Raw genomic sequence first — 18,740 nt, forward strand, 5'->3', positions numbered from 1 at the left:
TAGGGTGACTCTCTATGCAGAGAGTCTCGGCCTACGTCGTTACAAGCGGCCGGTGACACCTTTCCAAGACCGCAATCGTCACCCCATTGCGGTCTTTGCTATTTCTAGTGAGCACTTTTCAGGATGAATACCTATGTCGAAGGAGCATGCTTCGGTTGAAAATATCGTCAGAGAAAGCACCGCGTTCGAGACGATACAGCGGCGGTTGAGAACCCAGGGCGGCGAACTGGGCGCGTCGATCAGTAAACTGAATGACGCCCGCGCTGACGTTTTCGGTAGCAGTAGCATGGCGCTTTTGGGTAGGGCCCGTGTTCGAACCGAAAATAACGCCATTGCTCGCGATATGGTACGCATTGGCGAGCAAATTTTGTTTGGCTTTAATGTTCAATTAGGGCTGCGCAAAGAACTGGAAGCGAGCGATATTTTTGCGCTCTACCACCTCAAAGATGATGAAGAGGGGCTTGAGTTAAGTGAAGCGCCAACGGCGAATAGCTTCCTCACCGAGAGCCGCTTTGTTCAGGATTTCAAAGAACTCCAGAAATACTACAGCCATGCCACGCTGGTTCAACTGGTCACCCTTAACAATAAGCTGCTAATTGCTTTTCAAATCGGTGAAAAACTTAGCGACCTGCGCGTCTTCCGTTGGGATTTAGCCGCCAGCGGTGAGGTGAGCCGCTATATCGATAATCGCGGCGAGCGCGACCTGATCTTTCCTGACCGCTTTGCTTTCTCCTGGCAAACCGCAGGCCGGGATATGCAGGAGCAGGGTCGCGCGCCCCATCTGAATATCCTTGATACCGTCTTCGTGGACAACCTGCGCGGACACATTACCTTCAAGATTGAGAACAACACCAGCAGCGGCGAAGGTGTCTTTAGCGACCCAGTGGAGTCAGACTCCCAGTCGCTGGACGATGCCAGCTTTGAATATGCTGATCTTGGTGCGGTGGTGCTGATTCGTATTTTGCCCTTCAATGAGCAACAGTGGCGCTACTACCTTTTCAACCGTGCTGAGCAGCACGTTAAACGTGTCGATGCCATGGCGGGCTCCGTCGTTGAGCTGCCGGAAAACCACGGCCTGATTTTTCCCTCAGGCTACTACTTAAATACGGGTGAGTTGACCACCTACGAAGTACCCGAGGAAGACCTGCGCTTCAAACGTATGGTGCGCTCGCCAAACGGCGAAGATGTTCTCTACACTTTTTATGCGCCGCAAACCGGGCAGGTAGTGCTTTATCGCTACAACTTGATCCGCAAGCAGGTCGATACCCCCATGGTGGGGCACGGGGCGGCGATACTTGAAAACGGTCACCTAGCGATTTTTTACGCTGAAGACGAGCCTACGCTGGTTCATCCTATCCAGGTATGGGCGACGCCCTTTATGTCGGAGCGCTTCCATGCCCAGGATGCGGTGCGTAACGACACGCCACTAGGCCGAATTGGTAACCCGGATCTAGTACGCGGCATTGCCGAGCTCAATAGCATCGTGCAGCTCGCTAACGAGCAGCAGGCATCAGAACGCCACTTTAACGCCATCATCCGGCGGGTTGACCGCACGCTGAACCAGTTCCACTGGATTGGTGAAGCTGACTTTGAAACCATTCACGCCGCGCTTGAACAGCTAAAGCACACCGCTGAACTGATGCTCGATGAGTATGAGAAAGTCCAGGCGATTCGTGCCCAGACAGCCCAGGCGCTAGACGAGGTTGAAAAACAGCAGGCGACGCTGCTGCGGGAGCTCAAGCCCAGTAGTTGGAAAACCCCCGACCTATTCGTTACCTACCTGAAACATTTACGCGACCATCGTGGGCGGCTAATGGCGCTGCGTGAGCGACGCTATCTGGATGAAGAGCGCCTGCAAACGTTAGAGCAAGCGCTGGATAAAGCGGAACAATCGCTGACCCAGCAGACCTTTAGCTTTCTTGCTCAGCCAGAAGCGCTGGATGGCTACCGGGAAACCCTGGCGACGTTGAAAGAGCAGGTGGGTGAGGCAGAGAATCGCCAGCAGTTGGCGGAGTGCGTGGAGCGTTATCGCGAATTAACCGCGGGCCTGGATATGATTCAAGGGCTGCTGTCGTCGATGTCCGGCGGCGATGCTATTGAGCAGACGCGGATTACCGAGAACATCTCCAGCATCTACGCCTCGATTAATCAGCAGCGCTCCGAAGCGGAGATCCGTTTAAGAGAGCAGGGGAGCGCAGAGGCTCAGGCGCAGTTTGCGGCCCAGATTCGCTTGTTTGAGCAGAGCCTGGCTAATGGTGTTGGCGCGCTGCGGGAACCTGATGACTGCGACCAGCTGATGACGCGTATCCTCGATCAACTCCAGGAACTGGAGAGTCAGTTCGGCGAATTTGATGAATTTTTAACCACCATTCTTGAGCAGCGTGAAAGTGCCCACGAGAGCATCGAAGCACGCCGCCAGCAGCTGCAGGATGAGCGTCAACGTCGCGTCTCTACCCTAACGGACGCCAGCCAGCGGATTCTGGCCAATGTGGAGCGCCGCACAGAGCGCTTTGAAACCCTCGAAGAGCTGCATAGCTTCTTCGCGGCGGATGCCATGGTCGGCAAAGTGCGCAGCATGATCGATGAGCTGCGCAATATGGGCGGCAATCTTGAGGCGGACGATATCGCCGGACGCCTGCGCTCCTCCCAAGACGCCGCCATGCGTAGCGTGCGTGACCGTTCCGATATTTATGAATCCGGTGGTGATGTTATACGCCTGGGGCCACGCCACCGCTTCAGCGTCAACCAGCAGCATCTCGACTTAACCCTGGTGCCTCGCCAAGAGCGCATCATGCTGCATCTGACGGGCACGCAGTATTACGAGCCGCTTGAGGATGAGAGGCTGACCGAGCTGCAAGACTACTGGAGTATGCTGCTGCCTTCGGAAAGCCCCGCAGTCTATCGCGCCGAGTATCTTGCTTATCGCTTTATGGACGAGTTGGCGAAGCCCGGTGCTAAGCCGATTAATGTGGAAGATTTCAGCGAGCTTCAGCGTCAGATTGCCAATTTTGCCTCGCCGCGCTACCGCGAAAGCTACGAAAAAGGCATTCACGATCACGACGCTGCACTGATCGTACGCACCTTGTGGCCAGCCCGCCAAAGTGCTGGTTTGCTAGGGTTTGGGCCGCTGCCCCGGGCGCTGGCGATGCTGTTCTGGGCCGATCGCATTCACGATGAAGACGCGACCCGTAACCTGCGCGCTCGCTGTCTATCGGCAGGCATTCTATGCCGCATTATKAATAACGACGATCTGCTAAACGCCTTGATCCAGGAAGTACAGCCGCAGCTTGATGCTTTTGTATCGGCCCAACAGATCAAGTGCTCGGTGAGTCAGATAAGCAGTGCCACTGACTTTCTGGTGCGCCAGTTGGCTGAAGAGGGCGAACGTTTTCCGGTCACCCAGTACGCCGCCAGCCTGGTGGAGAGCTTTACCACCTCCATGCAGCAGCAGGGCCACTACGTACACTTTCAAGAGGCCTTGGCGGTGGTTGCGGGTAACCCCGGCGCCCGCTGGGTGATCACTTCCCACTGGCTGCAGGCCCACGCGGGGCAGGCCAAGCAAGAGGCGCTGCTGCACTACCTGCCTGAAGCGATTGCCATGCTCAACACGGCTGACCGGCTAAGCACCGCCACCCATAATGTTGAGCTAGCCTTCATCATTATCGGCTTGCTGGGCCAGCACGGACGTCTTGAACAGCAAGAGCTCACGCTTCAGCTCGACGACTTTCAGGAGCGGCTGCGCCACCACGAGCAGGTCGTTATACGCGACTGGACGGCGTTACAAGAGCGTCGCCAGCTGATTTTACGCGAGCAGCGGGAGCGGTTGCGGCTCGAAGAGTACCTGCCGAAGCCACTCAACTCGTTTGTGCGCAATAAGCTGATTACCGAAAGCTACTTACCCATCATTGGCGATAACCTAGCCAAACAGATGGGCACGGTAGGTGATACGCGGCGCACGGATAATAGCGGTTTGCTGATGATGATCTCCCCGCCCGGCTACGGTAAAACCACGCTTATGGAGTATGTGGCGAACCGCTTGGGGCTGATCTTTATGAAGATTAACTGCCCCAGCCTTGGTCACGATGTGACCTCGCTGGATCCTGAGGCCGCCACGCACTCCACTGCCCGGGCCGAACTGATCAAGCTGAATCTGGCGTTTGAAATGGGCAACAACGTCATGCTCTATCTGGATGATATCCAGCATACGCATCCGGAGTTTTTGCAGAAGTTTATCTCGCTATGCGACGGCAGCCGGCGGGTTGACGGTATCTGGAACGGGCGCACCAAGACCTACGATATGCGCGGTAAGCGCTTCTGCATCGCCATGGCGGGTAACCCCTACACCGAAAGCGGCGACGTGTTCAAAGTGCCCGATATGCTGGCCAACCGCGCCGATGTTTATAACCTGGGCGATGTGTTGAGTGGCATGGAGGAGGTATTTGCGCTCTCCTACATCGAGAATGCCATGAGTGCCAATACGGTGCTCGCCTCTTTGGCCACACGCGGCATGGACGATTTCTACCGCTTTGTGGATATCGCCATGGGCCGCGAGGTGCCAAGCACCGACTTTGAACACGACTATAGCGCCGCAGAGCGTGAAGAGATCGTCGCGGTGCTGAAGAATATGTTTAAAGCCCGAGAAGTGGTGCTGCGCGTGAATCAGCAGTATATCGCCTCCAGCGCCCAGGCTGACGAGTACCGCACCGAGCCGCCGTTCCGCCTACAGGGCAGCTACCGCAATATGAATCGGTTGGCTGAAAAAATGTCGCCGATACTTAGCAACGACGAGCTTGAAGCCATTATTGACGACCACTATGTCGGCGAAGCGCAACTACTCACCCAGGGTGCCGAAGAGAATCTACTCAAGCTGAAAGAGCTTAGAGGCACCTTGAGCGAGGAAGAAAAACAGCGCTGGGAAGCGATTAAGCGTGAGTTCCAACGTCGGCAACTAACCGGAGGCAATGAAGAGACCGGTGCCCTAGTGGTGCGTCAATTAAGCTTAATTGCGGAGGGGGTTGGTCAATGGGGGAAGGTAAGGTCGGAGGATGGTTAATGTTGCTGGAAGAACTACCCGAACATTAATCATGAGTTATTGATTGGAGATACTTAATTGTTAAAAATCAGCCGCTGGTTATCAGCGGCTGACTAATCATTTATCTAAAAGCACTCACTCAACAGCCGAGTAAGGGTTTTCTGCCATTAAGAAAGCGCGTAAGTCGGCTTTTTGAGAGTGGTTGTGCAGCCACTCACGCACGTCACAGGCCTTTTGGTAGTCAGCATCACCAAACTTGCTGCGATAGAGCTGCTCAAAGGTGTCACTGGTTTTTTCCTGACGTATCCGCTTTTGCCAGGAGTCTGTCAGTATGCTGTTAAGGTTACCCGCAAGCCCTTCGGCGATCAGCATTTCCCACTCGCCTTTATTCAGCCACACACCGCCTACACGAGCGCTATAGTCGATCCGATGAGCATTATCTTTGGCGATTCGAAACTTGCTCATAATGCCGCCGGTCACCGGGCAAATCAGTGCGCCTACCGTATCTTCCGCCTCAACGCTCTCGACACCAGTATCATCAAATACATGTTCGGGGTGACGTTCTTTCCAGCTAATGTAATCTTCAATCAAGATCCAGTTGCCGCCGCAGTTATTGCAAGTATGACTACGGAAAAGGGCATCAAGAAAGCTGGGGACTAAGTTCCCTTGCTGGCATGCGGTACATTTCATCGGCGCGTTCCTAGTGTTAAGTTCATGATATCTTTCTCATATATAAAAGTTGTCACAAAGATTAATTAAGAGCAAGTTGTTGCGCCGAGAAAATAATACTTAAAACCTTACCGACGCTAGAAGGCTAACTTCCAGCGGGTCGCCGACCACTACCCGCGTACTGCCTCCGCTGGAGGGATAGTAAGTAGTGTCGAACAGGTTCTTGGCGTTGAGCTGCAGGTGTAAGTTGTCGCCCAGCCAGGGGGTATCCCAGCCGATAAAGGTATCGGCGACGGTGTAGGCGTCTAACTGGAAGCTGTTGTCAGCGTCGCCTTCGCGCTCACCCACATAACGAACCCCGCCGCCCAGGCGCCAGTTGCCCAGTGCCGGGCTGGTATTCAGGTCGTGAGCCAAATAAAGGCTTGCGGTATGCCGTGCGGCGTTGGTCAGCCGGTTGCCCTGGGTGCCTTCGGTATCTTTGAGCACTTCGGTGTCTGTGTAGGCGTAAGCACCCAGTAGCGAAAGCTGATCGGTCAACTGGCCGGAAACCGTTAGCTCCACACCCTGTGAGCCCGCTTCGCCTACTGTGCGGGTGACGCCGTTGTCGGAAACAGCGACATTCTCTTTACGGATATCAAATAGCGCAGCGGCTAACGAGAACTGGTCGTTCCACAGGTGCTTCACACCAATTTCGCTGCCCATACTGTGCTCGGGATCCAACGTCTTACCGGTATCACTGTCGGCGCCATTGGGCACAAAAGCCTCGCTATAGCTGGCATAAACCGACGTATTCGGAGTCAGGCGATGCAGCAAACTGACCGAAGGCAGAAAAATATCGTCGCTGATATCGGTGGCGGTTACGAAGGGTCGGCCACGGCCACCAAACTGCTCGTAGTGGGTGTAGCGCCCGCCTAGCCCCAGCGTCCAGCGGTCATTGAAGTGCCAGCGGTCATTGAGATAAACGCCGGTCGTATTAATCTCATCCAAGCGGTTGCTTCGCGAGGTGTTAAGGCTATCGCTATCCAGATTTAGACCGCCGTAGCTCATCTCGTATACATTTTGGTCGGTGACCGCTGTACCGCGATACACCTCGGCCAGATAATCCCGCTGGCGTTCATGATCCACACCGATAGTGAGATCGTGGCGCATGCCTGCCAGGGTGGCGGTGCCGGTAGTATCCCAGGCGGTATATTGCACGCGGCGGTCAAAGCCGTAGTTAGCATCGGCACGGCGGGTTAGCGCGCCGGTGTCTTCATTCACACGCAGTACCCGCGGCTGACCATCGCTGTACTGGCGGCGGTTCCAGCCGTAGGTCAATCTTGTTGACCAGTCGTCGTTGATATCCYGTTCCCACCAGGCGGTGACGGCTTCGTCGTGACCGAATACCCGTGACCAGGATTCATCAAGGCGCTGCTTACGGGATATATTGGCGGGTTCGCCGTCAATGATCACCGTGCCGCGATCCAAGTCTAAGTCGTAGTCGCGATACTCATAGGAGATCTGCGCACGACTGTCGCTACCTTCCCAGCGCAGCGAAGGGGCAATAATCGTACGTCGATCATTGCCAAAAGCGCGTGAGGAGTCTTCATCTTCATGATGGACGATAAACCGGAAGGCCAGCCCGGTATCGGCAAGCGGGCCGGTGACATCCACGCTGGCATTGCCGCCGCCCAAGGAGGTGGCTTCGGCGCTGATTTCGCGCTGCCACTCGTACTCAGGGCGTTTGGTGACCAGATTGATCACCCCGCCAGGATCCTGCTGGCCTTGAAAGAGCGAGGCTGGCCCCTTGAGTACTTCGACATGGTCCACCGTTGCCATGGAGAAGGTGCCCCGGGGCTGGCGAATGCCGTCGATCAACGTCGAACCATCGCTGTTGCTGCCGAAACCGCGTTTGATAAAGCCGTCTTCGGTGCCACCCATATTGTTGCCTTCGGTGACCCCTGCGACCATCGCCATCGCCTCAGTGAGGCTGTCGATATTATGATCGGCCATCACCTGGGCGGTGACTGTCTCTACGGTGCGGGCTTCTTCCAGAAACGACACCGGCTGTTTGCTGGCCAAACTAGAACGCTGGGCACGATAACTCTGCGGGGCCACGTCAGTGAGGCGATCCGAAGTGACGATCAGTGTTTCTGAAACTGTTTCTGAAGTGATCTCGTTGGCTTGTTGCGCGAAGGCATAGGGCAGCGGGTTCAGCAGTAGCAGCGGCGAAAACAGKGCAATGGTTCGAGAGCGGAGCATGGGCGGTATCGATCCTTTTTGTCGTCAGTGGGTGGAATGAGCAAGCGTTATTGCGCGTTGAGTGCGCCCCAGAAATGTCCCTCGCGGCTTAGCGCTGGTGGGGCGGGCAGCAGCGCGTCGAAGGTAGCGGCCGGGTCGAGGTCGGCGAAGCGTTCGGGGTAGAGCCATTGGGCAATGCGTTCTAGTGCCACAATGGCAAAGGGGCCTTGGTGGAAGCCGTGCCAGAGCGCGTAGAACTGACCTTGCTGAACGGCGTCGAGATGCTGCCAGCCGGGCAGTTCGTGGCTAAGCGAGCGCAGGTCTTGGGCAATCTCCGCATCGCTAATCCCAAGTCCCACGCTGATGCCATCTCCTGCTGTCCATTGCCCCGCGGTATTGATCACGACCTCGGGCGGGTGGCTCAGTACCCACTCGTTGCTTAGCGTCGCCGATGCGCCAGGGGCTAAGGCATCGGCAATATTATCGCCGCCCGCCCGGGCCACTAAGTCGGCAAGTCCGTTGCGTAGATTGGTGCGGCAGCAGTCAACTTTCACCCCAGGGGCGACATTGATGAGGACGGTGGGTGGGGATGCAGGAAGGTCTGCCAAGCGCCGGTCGATACGCGCCAAGCGCTGCTCAATCAGGGCAATCATCGCGCTGGCCCTGGGCGTTGCGTTTAATACCTGGCCTAAAAGGGCAAGGCTTTTGGGCGTGTTCTCCAGCGGATGACGGTTAAAGTCGATAAACAGGTAGGCAATGCCCAATTCGTCCAGTAACTGCGCCAGGGGCGAGCCTTCCACGCTGCTAGCGCGTGAGAGATCAAACAGCACCAGGTCCGGGGCCAGATTCAGTAACGCTTCGCTATCGAGCAGAGGTGTCGGTGCGCTTGAGAGCGCTGGCAGTCGGTCTAGCGCAGGCCACTGGGAGGCAAAGCGTTGTGCCATGGCGGGGTCAAACACGGTAAGGGGATAAGCCCAGCCCGCCAAGCGTGGGGTCGGGTCATCCAGTAGCGTTGCCAAGGCATACAGCTGGCGCGGTTGGGTAAGAAATAGGCGAGTTGGCGGGGCTGAGAGCGTCACCTGACGGCCTGCTAAATCGGTGACGTGTTTAGGGAAGTTCCCCGGAGGCTCACCTGCCGGGCATGTGGCAGCGCTTAACAAACTCATCCAACACAGCAAATTAATAGCCAAGCGGCGCATGTCGGTCTCCTAGGGGGTGTTCGCAGAGAGATGACTGACGCGATCGCTTAGTACCACCGGACGCCCCAGCGAGCAGCGTTCGACCCGCGCCTCTACGCCATAGGCGGCGTGCAGTACGTCGGGGGTAATCACCGTGTGAGGGTCGCCGGCAGCCAGCAGACCGCCGTTGCCAAACAGCAGCACCTGGTCGCAGAAGCGCAGTGCCAGATTGATATCGTGGATAGCCATCAGGCATACCGCCTGACGCTCTGCAATCACTGCGCGCACGGTATCGATCAGTGCCAGCTGCCAGCGCAGATCCAGCGCGCTGGTGGGCTCATCCAACAGTAATAGCGCGGGCTGGCGGGCAATCGCCTGGGCCAGGCCCMCCATCTGGCGCTGGCCACCGGAGAGKTCGCTCAACGGGCGCAGGGCGAGTGAACGAATGGCCAGGGCATCGAAAACGCGCTCGATTAATGCGTCTATTTCTGTACGGCTTAGGTCGGGGCGTACGGCACGGCAGGCGCTTAGCACAGCTTCGTAGGCCACTAACGTGGTGGCCTGAGGGAGCGTTTGCGGTAGATAGCTCACATGGCGCATCCGCGCGGCGCCGCTGAGGGTGGCGAGGTCGATATCATTAAGCTGCATTTGTCCGGTGGCTGGCTGTAAGCCCGCGATGGCCTTTAGCAGGGTCGATTTACCCACCGCATTGGGCCCCAGCACCGCGACCAGCGAACCGGGTGGCAGGGTGGGTAGATTTAGCTGCTCGAAGACGCGTCGTTTGCGGTAGCCCGTCGTGACGTTGCTGAGTGTAAAACCTGCCTTCATCGTGCTCGCCCCTGCAGCATGATCAACGCCATAAAGAAGGGAATGCCCACCAGCGAGGTCACCAGCCCCACCGGCAACACCAGCCCATCGACCAGCGTTTTACTGGCGATAGAAGCAAGTGAAAGCACCAGTGCACCGGCCAGGGCGCTGCCCGGCAGGKAGAAACGGTGATCTTCACCCAGCGCCAGCCGGGCCATATGTGGGCCCACCAGCCCAATAAAGCCAATGGTGCCCACAAACGCCACCGCGGCAGCAGCAAGTAGGCTCACTCTAAGCAGCGAGATAAGGCGCAACCGCTCAACCGCAATGCCGAAGCTGCGGGCGTGTTCATCGCCCGAACGCAGTGCCGTCATTGCCCAGGCGCTGCGCAGCGAGAAGGGCAGGCAAACGGCCAGCACCGCCGCCACAATGGCTACCGTCTCCCAGGAAGCGCGGGATAGGCTGCCCATCGTCCAGAAGACTAGTTGTTGTAAAGCATCAGGGCTGGCGATGAGCTGCAAAAGCGCGACCAGAGCGTTTAGTACAAAGACCAGCGCAATACCGAATAGCACGATAATCTCGCGGCTGGCCCCATAAAGGCGCGACAGCGCATTGATGGTCAAAATCGMCGCCGCCGCAAACACAAACGCCATTAAGGCGGTGGCGTAGTGGGCATTTAAACCAAACAGGGTGAGGTTAAAAACAATCACCAGCGATGCCCCGAGCGTGGCCGCTGCGCCAACGCCCAGGGTAAATGGGCTGGCCAAGGGGTTATTCAGTACCGTTTGCATTTCCGCACCGGCCAGGCCCAGGGTGGCGCCTACTAGCACTGCCATTAGCGCCGCAGGCATACGGATTTCCCAGACAATGGCCTGCTGAATGGGCTCTTGGGCATGGGCATCCAACAGCAGCGCGATTAAATCAGTAAGCGGAATATGCGCTGGGCCGCTGGCGATATCAGCGAGCAGCGATATCGCTAACGCTATGGCTAACCCTGCGACAATCAGCAAACGGGTAACAATAAAGCGCCGATAGGTGGATGCCAACGGAGCAGCAAGCGGCGAAGAGGCGGGCATTGTGAAGGTATTTCCAGGTGAGAACGCAAAGTTAACAGGCTTAGTCTTGTTTGCGACTAAAACTCATTCGTGATTGTATTTTCATCCTTTAGTCGTAGTTTTGTCAACCGCAGTGAAACCTAGCGTCGCCTGATTGCTGTGCTGCTTCCTCTATGTTCTATTGAAGGAATAGGGTTCTATTGAAGGGCTAGGGTTCTGCTGAAGGAATAGGTTTTATTTAAGCGATAGACGCTATTGACGCAGTATTTGGCCTACACTTACCTTTTGTTACAGACAAGTATCAAGGAGTTCACCATGACCGATATAGCCGCTCTGCTAGGCAGTGACGCTGATAGTTTGCTTAACCACACTTGCCAGGGTGTTAGTCGTGAGGACTTGCATCTGCCGGGCCCGGATTTTATCGACCGTGTCATGGCTGATAGCGACCGCAGTCCAGCGGTATTACGCAATATGCAGAGCTTTTTTAACCATGGTCGCTTAGCGGGTACTGGCTATCTCAGCCTGTTGCCGGTGGATCAGGGGATTGAGCACTCGGCGGGCGCCTCCTTCGCGCCTAACCCGCGCTACTTCGACCCAGCTAATATCGTTGAACTGGCCCTCGAAGGGGGTTGCAACGGCGTCGCCTCGACGCTTGGAGTTCTCTCTTCCGTGGCGCGACGCTACGCCCACAAAATCCCGATGATGTTGAAGCTGAATCATAACGAGACCCTGAGTTACCCGGCGATATACGACCAGACGCTATTTGCCGATGTGGAGCAAGCCCACGATATGGGCTGCGTGGCGGTGGGGGCGACGATTTACTTTGGCTCCCATGAAAGTCGTCGGCAAATCATGGAGATCAGCGAGGCCTTTGAGCGGGCCCACCAGTTGGGTATGGTCACAGTGCTGTGGGCCTATCTGCGCAACCCGGCCTTCAAGCAGGATGGTACCGATTATCATGCCTCCGCCGACCTCACCAGCCAAGCCAACCACATGGCTGCAACCCTTAAAGCGGATATCGTCAAACAGAAACTGCCTGAGAATAACGGCGGCTACAAAGCGGTCGGTTTCGGGCATACCCACGATAACGTCTATAGCAAGCTGACGACGGATCACCCCATCGATCTGGCCCGCTACCAGGTCGCTAACTGCTTTATGGGTCGCGCGGGTTTGATTAACTCCGGCGGTGGCTCCAAAGGGCACTCCGATCTTGGCGAAGCGGTTCGCACGGCGGTGATCAATAAACGGGCTGGTGGTATGGGCTTGATCTCGGGGCGTAAGGCGTTCCAGAAACCGATACAGGAAGGCGTGGAGCTGCTGCATGCGATTCAGGATGTCTATCTCTCTACCGACGTTACGGTTGCTTGACCGCTGTGAGCATCGGTTTTTAAAGCGGCCTTAATGTGCTGTCCTTGGCAGGTTAAAAAGCCCAAAAAATTTGCCATCCAGGCCCTTGAAAATTGATTGACCGCTCCTATTTTGCAAACTGTAGAGGCTGCTTCGGTGGAGTGGATAAGAGGCCGCCTCTTATCTCAAGTCTCACAGTCTGCTTAACGTAGGAGTGTTCGATATGTTCGATGATCTCAAGCGTTTTGAAACCGGTTCGCCTCGACAGTTTGACTGGTTTAGTCAACTGCTGGACGGCTTCTTCCCCGACGGCAATGCGATGGATATTCGCGCGGTGCCGCGAGGTAGTTTCCCCATGATCAACGTGGCGCGTAGCGATGACACCGTGCGTGTCTACGTGTTTGCGGCAGGGCTGGCACCTTCGGATCTCACTATTGATGTTCAAGATAATGTGCTGACGCTGCGTGGCAAGCGTGATGCTGTAACGGGAAGCAATGAGGATGGCAGCTCGCGCCCGATATTTCGCCGTGAGCGCGCCAGCGGTGAGTTCGTAAGGGCGATTGCGCTCCCCGACGGTTTAGATGCCGAGCGGGCTGAGGCCCGCCATGCCCATGGGGTGTTTGAGATCGTGCTGCCTAAGCGTGAAGAGCTCAAGCCGCGACGTATTGATGTTCAGGCGGCGTAAATCATGTTTGTTAACCTTGAATAAGGAGGAATAAATCATGAATAACGTTGTTCGTTCATCCAACCACTCCCCGCTTTTACAGCGTGGTGAGGAGCAACATTCTCAAGAAACCCTGCTGCCAGCGGTGGATATTATTGAGGAGTCTAACGCGCTCAAACTGGTGGCGGATATGCCCGGCGTGACTAATGAAACGCTGAAAATAGAGCTCGACAACAATGTGCTGAGCTTGGAGGGTGAGATAGCGCTGAGTATGCCCGAAGGGCTGAGCGCGCTGCACGCCGAGGTTCGCGGCCAGCGTTTTGCGCGGCGTTTTAACCTCAGTCACGAAGTGGACAGCGATGCCATTAGCGCCACTCTCGTCAACGGCGTATTGACGCTAACGCTGCCCAAGAAAGATAGCCACCGCACACGCCGTATCGAAGTGCAGGCGGCCTGAGGCCTGGCCTCCGAGTAAAAACTGAGCAAAAAGCCGAGTGTCCGCAAAATGGCGGGCACTCTTTTTTGTGAGGCGGTTGGCTATCGTTCCAGGTAAAACTCGCCTTTGCCCACCACTTTTGCATTACCGCCCACCGTCACAAGGCCGGGCTTGATCTCGCCATTGGCGGCGGTATGGATAACGCTGGGCCGCCCCATTTCAACACCCTGATGAATCTTGCAGTGCAAGGCGTCTGGCTGCAGTGACGCCAGGTAGCCCGTCAACGCTGCGGCGGCGCTACCGGTAGCGGGGTCTTCGCAGATACTGGCGTGCATACAGAACATGCGACTGCGAACCACCGTCTCTGCCCCGTCGTGTTGTTCAATCACATACAGGTAAATCTGCTCTGCACTGCTAGGCACAACAGCACTCGCCCAGGTGGTGGTTGAGATGTGTACGCTCTCTAACGCTGCCACGTCAGTTAATTCAATTAAATGAAAGGGCAGTCCGAAGGAAGCAATTACCGGATCACCCATTACCTGGTGAATGTCTAGTCCAAGTAGTTCAACGGCAGTGATACGGTCAATCGTGCTGTCTTTCAATATTGCGGGCTGGGCGGTGGTAAACGTCGCTCTTCCGTGGTCATAACTAACCGCCAGTTCGCCGATAGGGGGTTGTAGCACAACGCCTTGTTCGCGGTTTACTAGTCTCAGTTCCGCGAGCAAATGCGCGGTACCTACCGTGGGGTGGCCTGCAAAAGGCAGCTCGCGTGTCGGCGTGAAAATCCGCATCGAGTAGTGATTTGGGCCAGTGGCGGCGCTCAAAAACACCGTTTCGGCCAGGTTAAGCTCATTAGCCAGCGCTTGCATGGTACTGGCTGCCAACCCATCAGCCTCTAGAAAAACGGCCAATGGGTTGCCAGTAAACGGCTGGTCGGTAAAGACGTCGAGTAGGTAATACTCAGCGGTTTTCATAAGGCCCCTTATCTAGTGGTGTATGCTTCCAAAACGCTTTATGTCCCTCTTTGAGCGCCTGTGTACGGTCAATGCCGATATCGTCAAGTAGCCTGTCATCAAGCGCCAGTAACTGGCGGCGACTACGGCGGTAGTGACGGTACTGACGCAGTTGAGATCTTAGCTGATAGCGAAGCTGGGTGAGGCTGAAGCGTGGCATGGCTAATCCTCCGTGTTATATGCCCAACCAGATTACTCAGTGCTATCATTTGAATACAGATATAGAGTTTAATGTTTTTAGAATACAGAAGGGCGTGTTATGCCTCTGTATGGCCGATGTGGAGGTCATCTGTATCGTTATCAGGCTGCATTAGGATGAGTGTCATGACGCGCTATGAAGAAGTCGCCAGCATTTTGCGGGAGCGTATCGAGCACGGTATTTACCGTGTGGGCGATCGCCTGCCGTCTATTCGCGCGGTGTGCCAGGAACTGGACGTTAGCATTTCGACGGCCCAGGAGGCTTACCGCCAACTGATGGACGTGGCGTTGATCGAGTCTCGACCAAAATCGGGCTACTTCGTGCTACCTAGCCGCGTACCATCGGTGCTGCCGTCGGTCTCACGCCCCGCACAGCGCCCGCTGGATATTTCCCAATGGGATCAAGTGTTGGAGCTGGTAGCGACACACCGCGATGAGAGTCGACTTCTTTTAGGGCGTGGCGCGCCAAATGTAGAGTATGAATCGCTACGTCCGCTGTCGAAAATTCTTGCAGGCCTACATCGCAGTCATGACCTTGTTGGGTTTAATTACGACAAACTGAGTGGTCGACTTGAGCTTCGTCAACAGGTAGCCCGGTTGGCCATCGCTTCCGGCTGTTTGCTGCACCCAGACGACATCATGGTAACTACGGGCTGCCAGGAAGCGCTATCCATCTCGCTGCGCACGCTAACCCAGCCAGGTGATGTAGTCGCCATTGATTCGCCGAGCTTTTACGGCACCATGCAAATCCTTAAAGCCAACGGCTTAAAAGCACTGGAAATTCCCACCGACCCGCAAACGGGCATCAGCCTGGAAGCCCTGGAACTAGCGTTAGAGCAGTGGCCAATCCGTGCGATACAGGTCACGCCTACCTACAACAATCCGCTAGGCTATACCATGCCAGAAGCGCGCAAGCGGGCGCTGTTTCAGCTCGCCCAACGCTTCGATGTGGCCATTATCGAAGACGATATCTACGGCGATTTATCATTTACCCTGCCCAGGCCGCGCACCATTAAATCCTTCGATGACGATGGGCGCGTGATGCTGTGCAGTGGCTTTTCCAAAACGGTGGGGCCAGGTCTTCGGGTGGGCTGGCTGGCCCCGGGCCGCTATCGTGATCAGGCAATGCATATGAAGTACGTCTCCACCGGCGCCTCGGCGACGTTGCCGCAGCTAGCAGTAGCGGAGTTCGTCGCMAAAGGGCACTACGAGCGTCACCTTCGCTACGCCACCCGCCAGTATCAGCGCCAAAGGGATATCATGATCAGTTGGGTACAGCGCTACTTCCCCAAGGGTGCAGGCATTAGCTACCCACAAGGCAGTTTTTTGCTATGGGTGGAGCTCCCCGCCGCCGTGGACTGTGTGCGCCTCAATGAGCGCTTGGTCCTGCATGCCATTCATGTGGCACCGGGCTCGCTGTTTTCAGCCTCGGGCAAGTTCCGTCAGTGCCTGCGTCTGAGCTATGCCTTTACGTTAACGCCCGCGATTGAAGCGGCTGTACGTACGGTGGGTGAGCTGGCTACTGAGATGGTAGAGGAAGCGCAGGCGCATGAGGTGGGTATCACCTAGTTCATTCTTCATTCGAGGTACTCATGCGTCGTCATGCTCTCACCTATCGATCGTTCGGAAAGCCGCTTGAAAAATTGAGCATGGAGACAACTGACGTTCCAAGCAGGGCCAAAGGCAAGCTCAGGGTGAGGATGTTGTGTGCCCCAGTTAATCCGTCTGATTTGATTCCCATCACAGGTGCCTACTCTCATCGTATAAAGCTCCCCGCTGTCGCTGGGTACGAAGGGGTTGGCCGGGTCATTGAGGCCCCGCGAAAATACGCCTACTTGATCGGAAAGCGAGTTCTCCCATTACGAGGCGATGGCACTTGGCAGACCATTTTGGATTGTGATCCTGCTCTCGCAGTGCCCGTCCCAGATGCCATTCCTGATGTGGTCGCAGCACGTGCCTACATTAACCCTTTAGCTGCCCTAACAATACTTGAGACTTGGCCTGTAAAGGGGAAGCGTGTTCTTCTAAGTGGAGCTGGGTCGAATTGCGCTGATTATCTTGGAGCATGGGCATATCAGCACGGCGCCAGGGAAGTTGCTGGCATATACCGCTCCGAGAGTCGAGTTGCCCGCCTGGAACAGCTCGGTATCAAACCGGTGTCGATTCGAGATGCGTCGAAGATCTCGGATGTTGCGCGGGAGYCTGAGTTGGTATTTGATTCTTTGGGCGGCCCAGTGGCATCGAATATCCTGCAGTTAATGGCGCCTAACGCGATGTTTATTGCCTATGGATTATTGACCGGGCAGGCCATTCAGTTGGATACCAAACCTAGGGCTCACTATAGAAGGTTTCATCTACGCGACAGTTTAGCCAGGATGTCTGCCGAGGCTTGGCAGCATAAGTTCTCCCATATCTGGCGACTTTTGAGCCAGGCAGGTATGCCTAATTATCAAGTATTTCCTAGCCAAGGCTGGCGGCAAGCTGTCGAAAGGGCGCTTTGCCCAAGCGGCCAGAAGGTGCTTCTGGACTTCACTCTACACTTGCATGATTAGCGTCCAACCTTAGCGTTCGCCTTAAAGAGGGTGGGCGCGTCTTTATAGCGTGAGGTTGTCTGGACGCACATCCAACTGCTCTAGACGCTGCTGTAATAGACCTGGGAAACGAGCATACCAGTTCTGGTTGAGCGGAGAGGGGTGAGGAAGCGGATAAAGGGTAAAGGTCTCTGCCTCGCCCCGATCATCCTCCAGCGTCACTTCGATACTGCTTTCAAAGCGATCCTCGCGCTTCCAGAAGGTTTCCAGGCGTGCGCGTTCCTCTTTTGAGCGGCCGATACCAAACCACAGGAAGGCTTCGCGTCCTAACGTAATGAGGGTTCGTCCTTCCCAGCGGGAGATCAGAACCTCGTTCACCAGGCCGTGGAAGTGGCGTTTGACCTTCATCGACCACGCCTTGTTGCCGACGGGCTTGTAGGGCACGGTATTGATCCAGAAAAAGTGCTCGCCTACGGCTTTTGATGCTACGAAATCCGGCATTTTCTCATCATAAAGGTGCTCATACAGCGCCTTTCTGACCAATTGCCCACCAGCGCCGATAAAGGGTTCGCCATGGCGTACCTCATCGCGCCCTGGGTCGCGCCCGAAAAAGCCAATGCGCAGATTGCGTTGCCCAAGACCGATGATCGGCTCTAGGGGACCGCGCTCAAAGCGCTTGTAGACCTCGACATCGATTCCTTCGATTTCTGCCGCCAGTGCTCTGAATTTTTCCTGTTGCCTTGGGGTCAGTGACATCTTCCATGCTCCTTGCTGCAGCCGTTCGGCTGGTTCAATCAAACCACTCTTGCGCCGTACGCCATAGACACATGCCGGCGAAGTAAGCAGAGGCAATGCCCCATCCCCATAGTGCCCAGGCGGCGTGCTCAGGACTGGAAAGTATCAGTGATGCAGCACACACGCACCATAGCAGTGTGACTGCGATATTGAGTGGCATGAACAGGCGCACGCGAAAGGGGTGCAGGAACTTCATTTTAGTCACGGTGAGAATGGCTAAAACGACGATAGCGGCAAAGGTGATAAAAGGCGGTAAATCAAGAATATAAAAATAAGCGGCGGTGATGTTCCAAGCAGCAGGAAAGCCAACGAAGTAGTTGTCTTGGCTTTTCATATCGACGTTGCAGAAACAGAACATTGATGACAGCAGAACAATGAACACTGATGGCAGTGCTAAATAGGGCGGTAGTTCAATAAAGTAGTAGATAAAAAGGGCGGGAATAAAGGCCCAGGTCAGGTAATCAATCMCCATATCAAGGGTCGAACCATCGAAATGGGGCAGTATCATTTTTACTTCATACTTGCGCGCCAGCGTGCCATCGATACCATCAATCATCATCGCAGCACCCAGCCATAGGAGGCAGGCGACAGGATTATTGTCGACCAGTGCAAGCAGCGCCATTGTACCGAGCAGCACACCGCTGGCGGTGAATATATGCACACTCCAAGCTTTACATCGTGAGGCGCGGGATTCTGTAGGTGAAGAGAACGATTGAACCACGTTGACCCCATTGGGAACGTGTTGTCCCCTTGCTGTTCGGTTTATTGATAAGTGCTTAAAGAACCATACCTTAC

At 55.6% G+C, this 18,740-nt stretch carries 15 protein-coding genes; 6 read left to right on the forward strand and 9 right to left on the reverse strand.

Features of this window, described 5'->3' with window-relative positions; genetic code table 11:
* The first annotated feature begins 133 nt into the window (after window positions 1–133).
* Window positions 134–5,053, forward strand: a complete 4,920-nt coding sequence (locus HALO_RS03480; protein ID WP_050713042.1) for a DNA repair ATPase — start codon at window positions 134–136, stop codon at window positions 5,051–5,053.
* Between the two features lie 114 nt (window positions 5,054–5,167).
* Here the strand turns inward: HALO_RS03480 and HALO_RS03485 are convergent, their stop codons facing one another.
* The 5 genes from HALO_RS03485 to HALO_RS03505 all read right to left on the reverse strand — a co-directional run bounded on the left by HALO_RS03485 (window position 5,168) and on the right by HALO_RS03505 (window position 10,982).
* A complete protein-coding gene (locus tag HALO_RS03485; protein WP_035580924.1) occupies window positions 5,168–5,722 on the reverse strand; it encodes a zf-TFIIB domain-containing protein in 555 nt (184 codons plus the stop codon).
* A gap of 99 nt (window positions 5,723–5,821) precedes the next feature.
* A complete protein-coding gene (locus HALO_RS03490) occupies window positions 5,822–7,942 on the reverse strand; it encodes a TonB-dependent siderophore receptor (RefSeq protein WP_050713043.1) in 2,121 nt (706 codons plus the stop codon).
* Window positions 7,943–7,989: 47 nt separating this feature from the next.
* Window positions 7,990–9,120: an ABC transporter substrate-binding protein gene (locus HALO_RS03495; RefSeq protein ID WP_035580918.1), complete on the reverse strand. Its 1,131-nt coding sequence runs from the start codon at window positions 9,118–9,120 to the stop codon at window positions 7,990–7,992.
* A 9-nt stretch (window positions 9,121–9,129) separates the two neighbouring features.
* The gene (locus HALO_RS03500) at window positions 9,130–9,927 is read right to left on the reverse strand and encodes an ABC transporter ATP-binding protein (protein ID WP_050713044.1); all 798 of its coding nucleotides are present in this window, start codon (window positions 9,925–9,927) and stop codon (window positions 9,130–9,132) included.
* Window positions 9,924–10,982, reverse strand: a complete 1,059-nt coding sequence (locus HALO_RS03505) for a FecCD family ABC transporter permease (RefSeq protein WP_050713045.1) — start codon at window positions 10,980–10,982, stop codon at window positions 9,924–9,926. The genes HALO_RS03500 and HALO_RS03505 overlap by 4 nt, the downstream gene beginning before the upstream one ends.
* A 294-nt stretch (window positions 10,983–11,276) precedes the next feature.
* Here HALO_RS03505 and HALO_RS03510 point away from each other — a divergent pair, with 294 nt between their 5' ends.
* The 3 genes from HALO_RS03510 to HALO_RS03520 all read left to right on the forward strand — a co-directional run bounded on the left by HALO_RS03510 (window position 11,277) and on the right by HALO_RS03520 (window position 13,429).
* Window positions 11,277–12,329 carry a class I fructose-bisphosphate aldolase gene (locus HALO_RS03510; protein WP_035580910.1) on the forward strand — a complete coding sequence of 351 codons (1,053 nt, stop codon included), beginning with the start codon at window positions 11,277–11,279 and terminating at the stop codon, window positions 12,327–12,329.
* Between the two features lie 202 nt (window positions 12,330–12,531).
* Window positions 12,532–12,993 carry an Hsp20/alpha crystallin family protein gene (locus tag HALO_RS03515; RefSeq protein ID WP_035580907.1) on the forward strand — a complete coding sequence of 154 codons (462 nt, stop codon included), beginning with the start codon at window positions 12,532–12,534 and terminating at the stop codon, window positions 12,991–12,993.
* 37 nt (window positions 12,994–13,030) lie between these two features.
* Window positions 13,031–13,429 carry an Hsp20/alpha crystallin family protein gene (locus HALO_RS03520; protein WP_035580904.1) on the forward strand — a complete coding sequence of 133 codons (399 nt, stop codon included), beginning with the start codon at window positions 13,031–13,033 and terminating at the stop codon, window positions 13,427–13,429.
* Window positions 13,430–13,509: 80 nt separating this feature from the next.
* On the opposite strand, the gene HALO_RS03525 is transcribed toward HALO_RS03520, so the two are convergent.
* Together HALO_RS03525 and HALO_RS03530 are read right to left on the reverse strand one after the other, a co-directional pair.
* A complete protein-coding gene (locus tag HALO_RS03525) occupies window positions 13,510–14,382 on the reverse strand; it encodes a PhzF family phenazine biosynthesis protein (RefSeq protein WP_035580900.1) in 873 nt (290 codons plus the stop codon).
* Window positions 14,369–14,581 carry a DUF1127 domain-containing protein gene (locus tag HALO_RS03530; protein ID WP_035580898.1) on the reverse strand — a complete coding sequence of 71 codons (213 nt, stop codon included), beginning with the start codon at window positions 14,579–14,581 and terminating at the stop codon, window positions 14,369–14,371. The genes HALO_RS03525 and HALO_RS03530 overlap by 14 nt, the downstream gene beginning before the upstream one ends.
* A gap of 164 nt (window positions 14,582–14,745) precedes the next feature.
* Between HALO_RS03530 and HALO_RS03535 the strand changes: the two genes are divergently transcribed.
* Together HALO_RS03535 and HALO_RS03540 are read left to right on the forward strand one after the other, a co-directional pair.
* Window positions 14,746–16,188: an aminotransferase-like domain-containing protein gene (locus HALO_RS03535; protein ID WP_035580895.1), complete on the forward strand. Its 1,443-nt coding sequence runs from the start codon at window positions 14,746–14,748 to the stop codon at window positions 16,186–16,188.
* A gap of 23 nt (window positions 16,189–16,211) precedes the next feature.
* On the forward strand, window positions 16,212–17,171 hold the full coding sequence (locus HALO_RS03540; RefSeq protein ID WP_050713046.1) for a zinc-dependent alcohol dehydrogenase family protein: 960 nt from the start codon (window positions 16,212–16,214) through the stop codon (window positions 17,169–17,171).
* 42 nt (window positions 17,172–17,213) lie between these two features.
* Here HALO_RS03540 and HALO_RS03545 read toward each other — a convergent pair whose 3' ends face one another.
* Entirely contained in the window at window positions 17,214–17,906 is a 693-nt protein-coding gene (locus tag HALO_RS03545; RefSeq protein ID WP_035580890.1) for a uracil-DNA glycosylase family protein, read from the reverse strand.
* A 34-nt stretch (window positions 17,907–17,940) separates the two neighbouring features.
* Window positions 17,941–18,666, reverse strand: a complete 726-nt coding sequence (gene pcsA / locus HALO_RS03550; RefSeq protein ID WP_442906051.1) for a phosphatidylcholine synthase — start codon at window positions 18,664–18,666, stop codon at window positions 17,941–17,943.
* Window positions 18,667–18,740 lie beyond the last annotated feature (74 nt).

This window comes from Halomonas sp. R57-5 (genome assembly GCF_900070345.1).
Classification (GTDB): domain Bacteria; phylum Pseudomonadota; class Gammaproteobacteria; order Pseudomonadales; family Halomonadaceae; genus Vreelandella; species Vreelandella ventosae_B.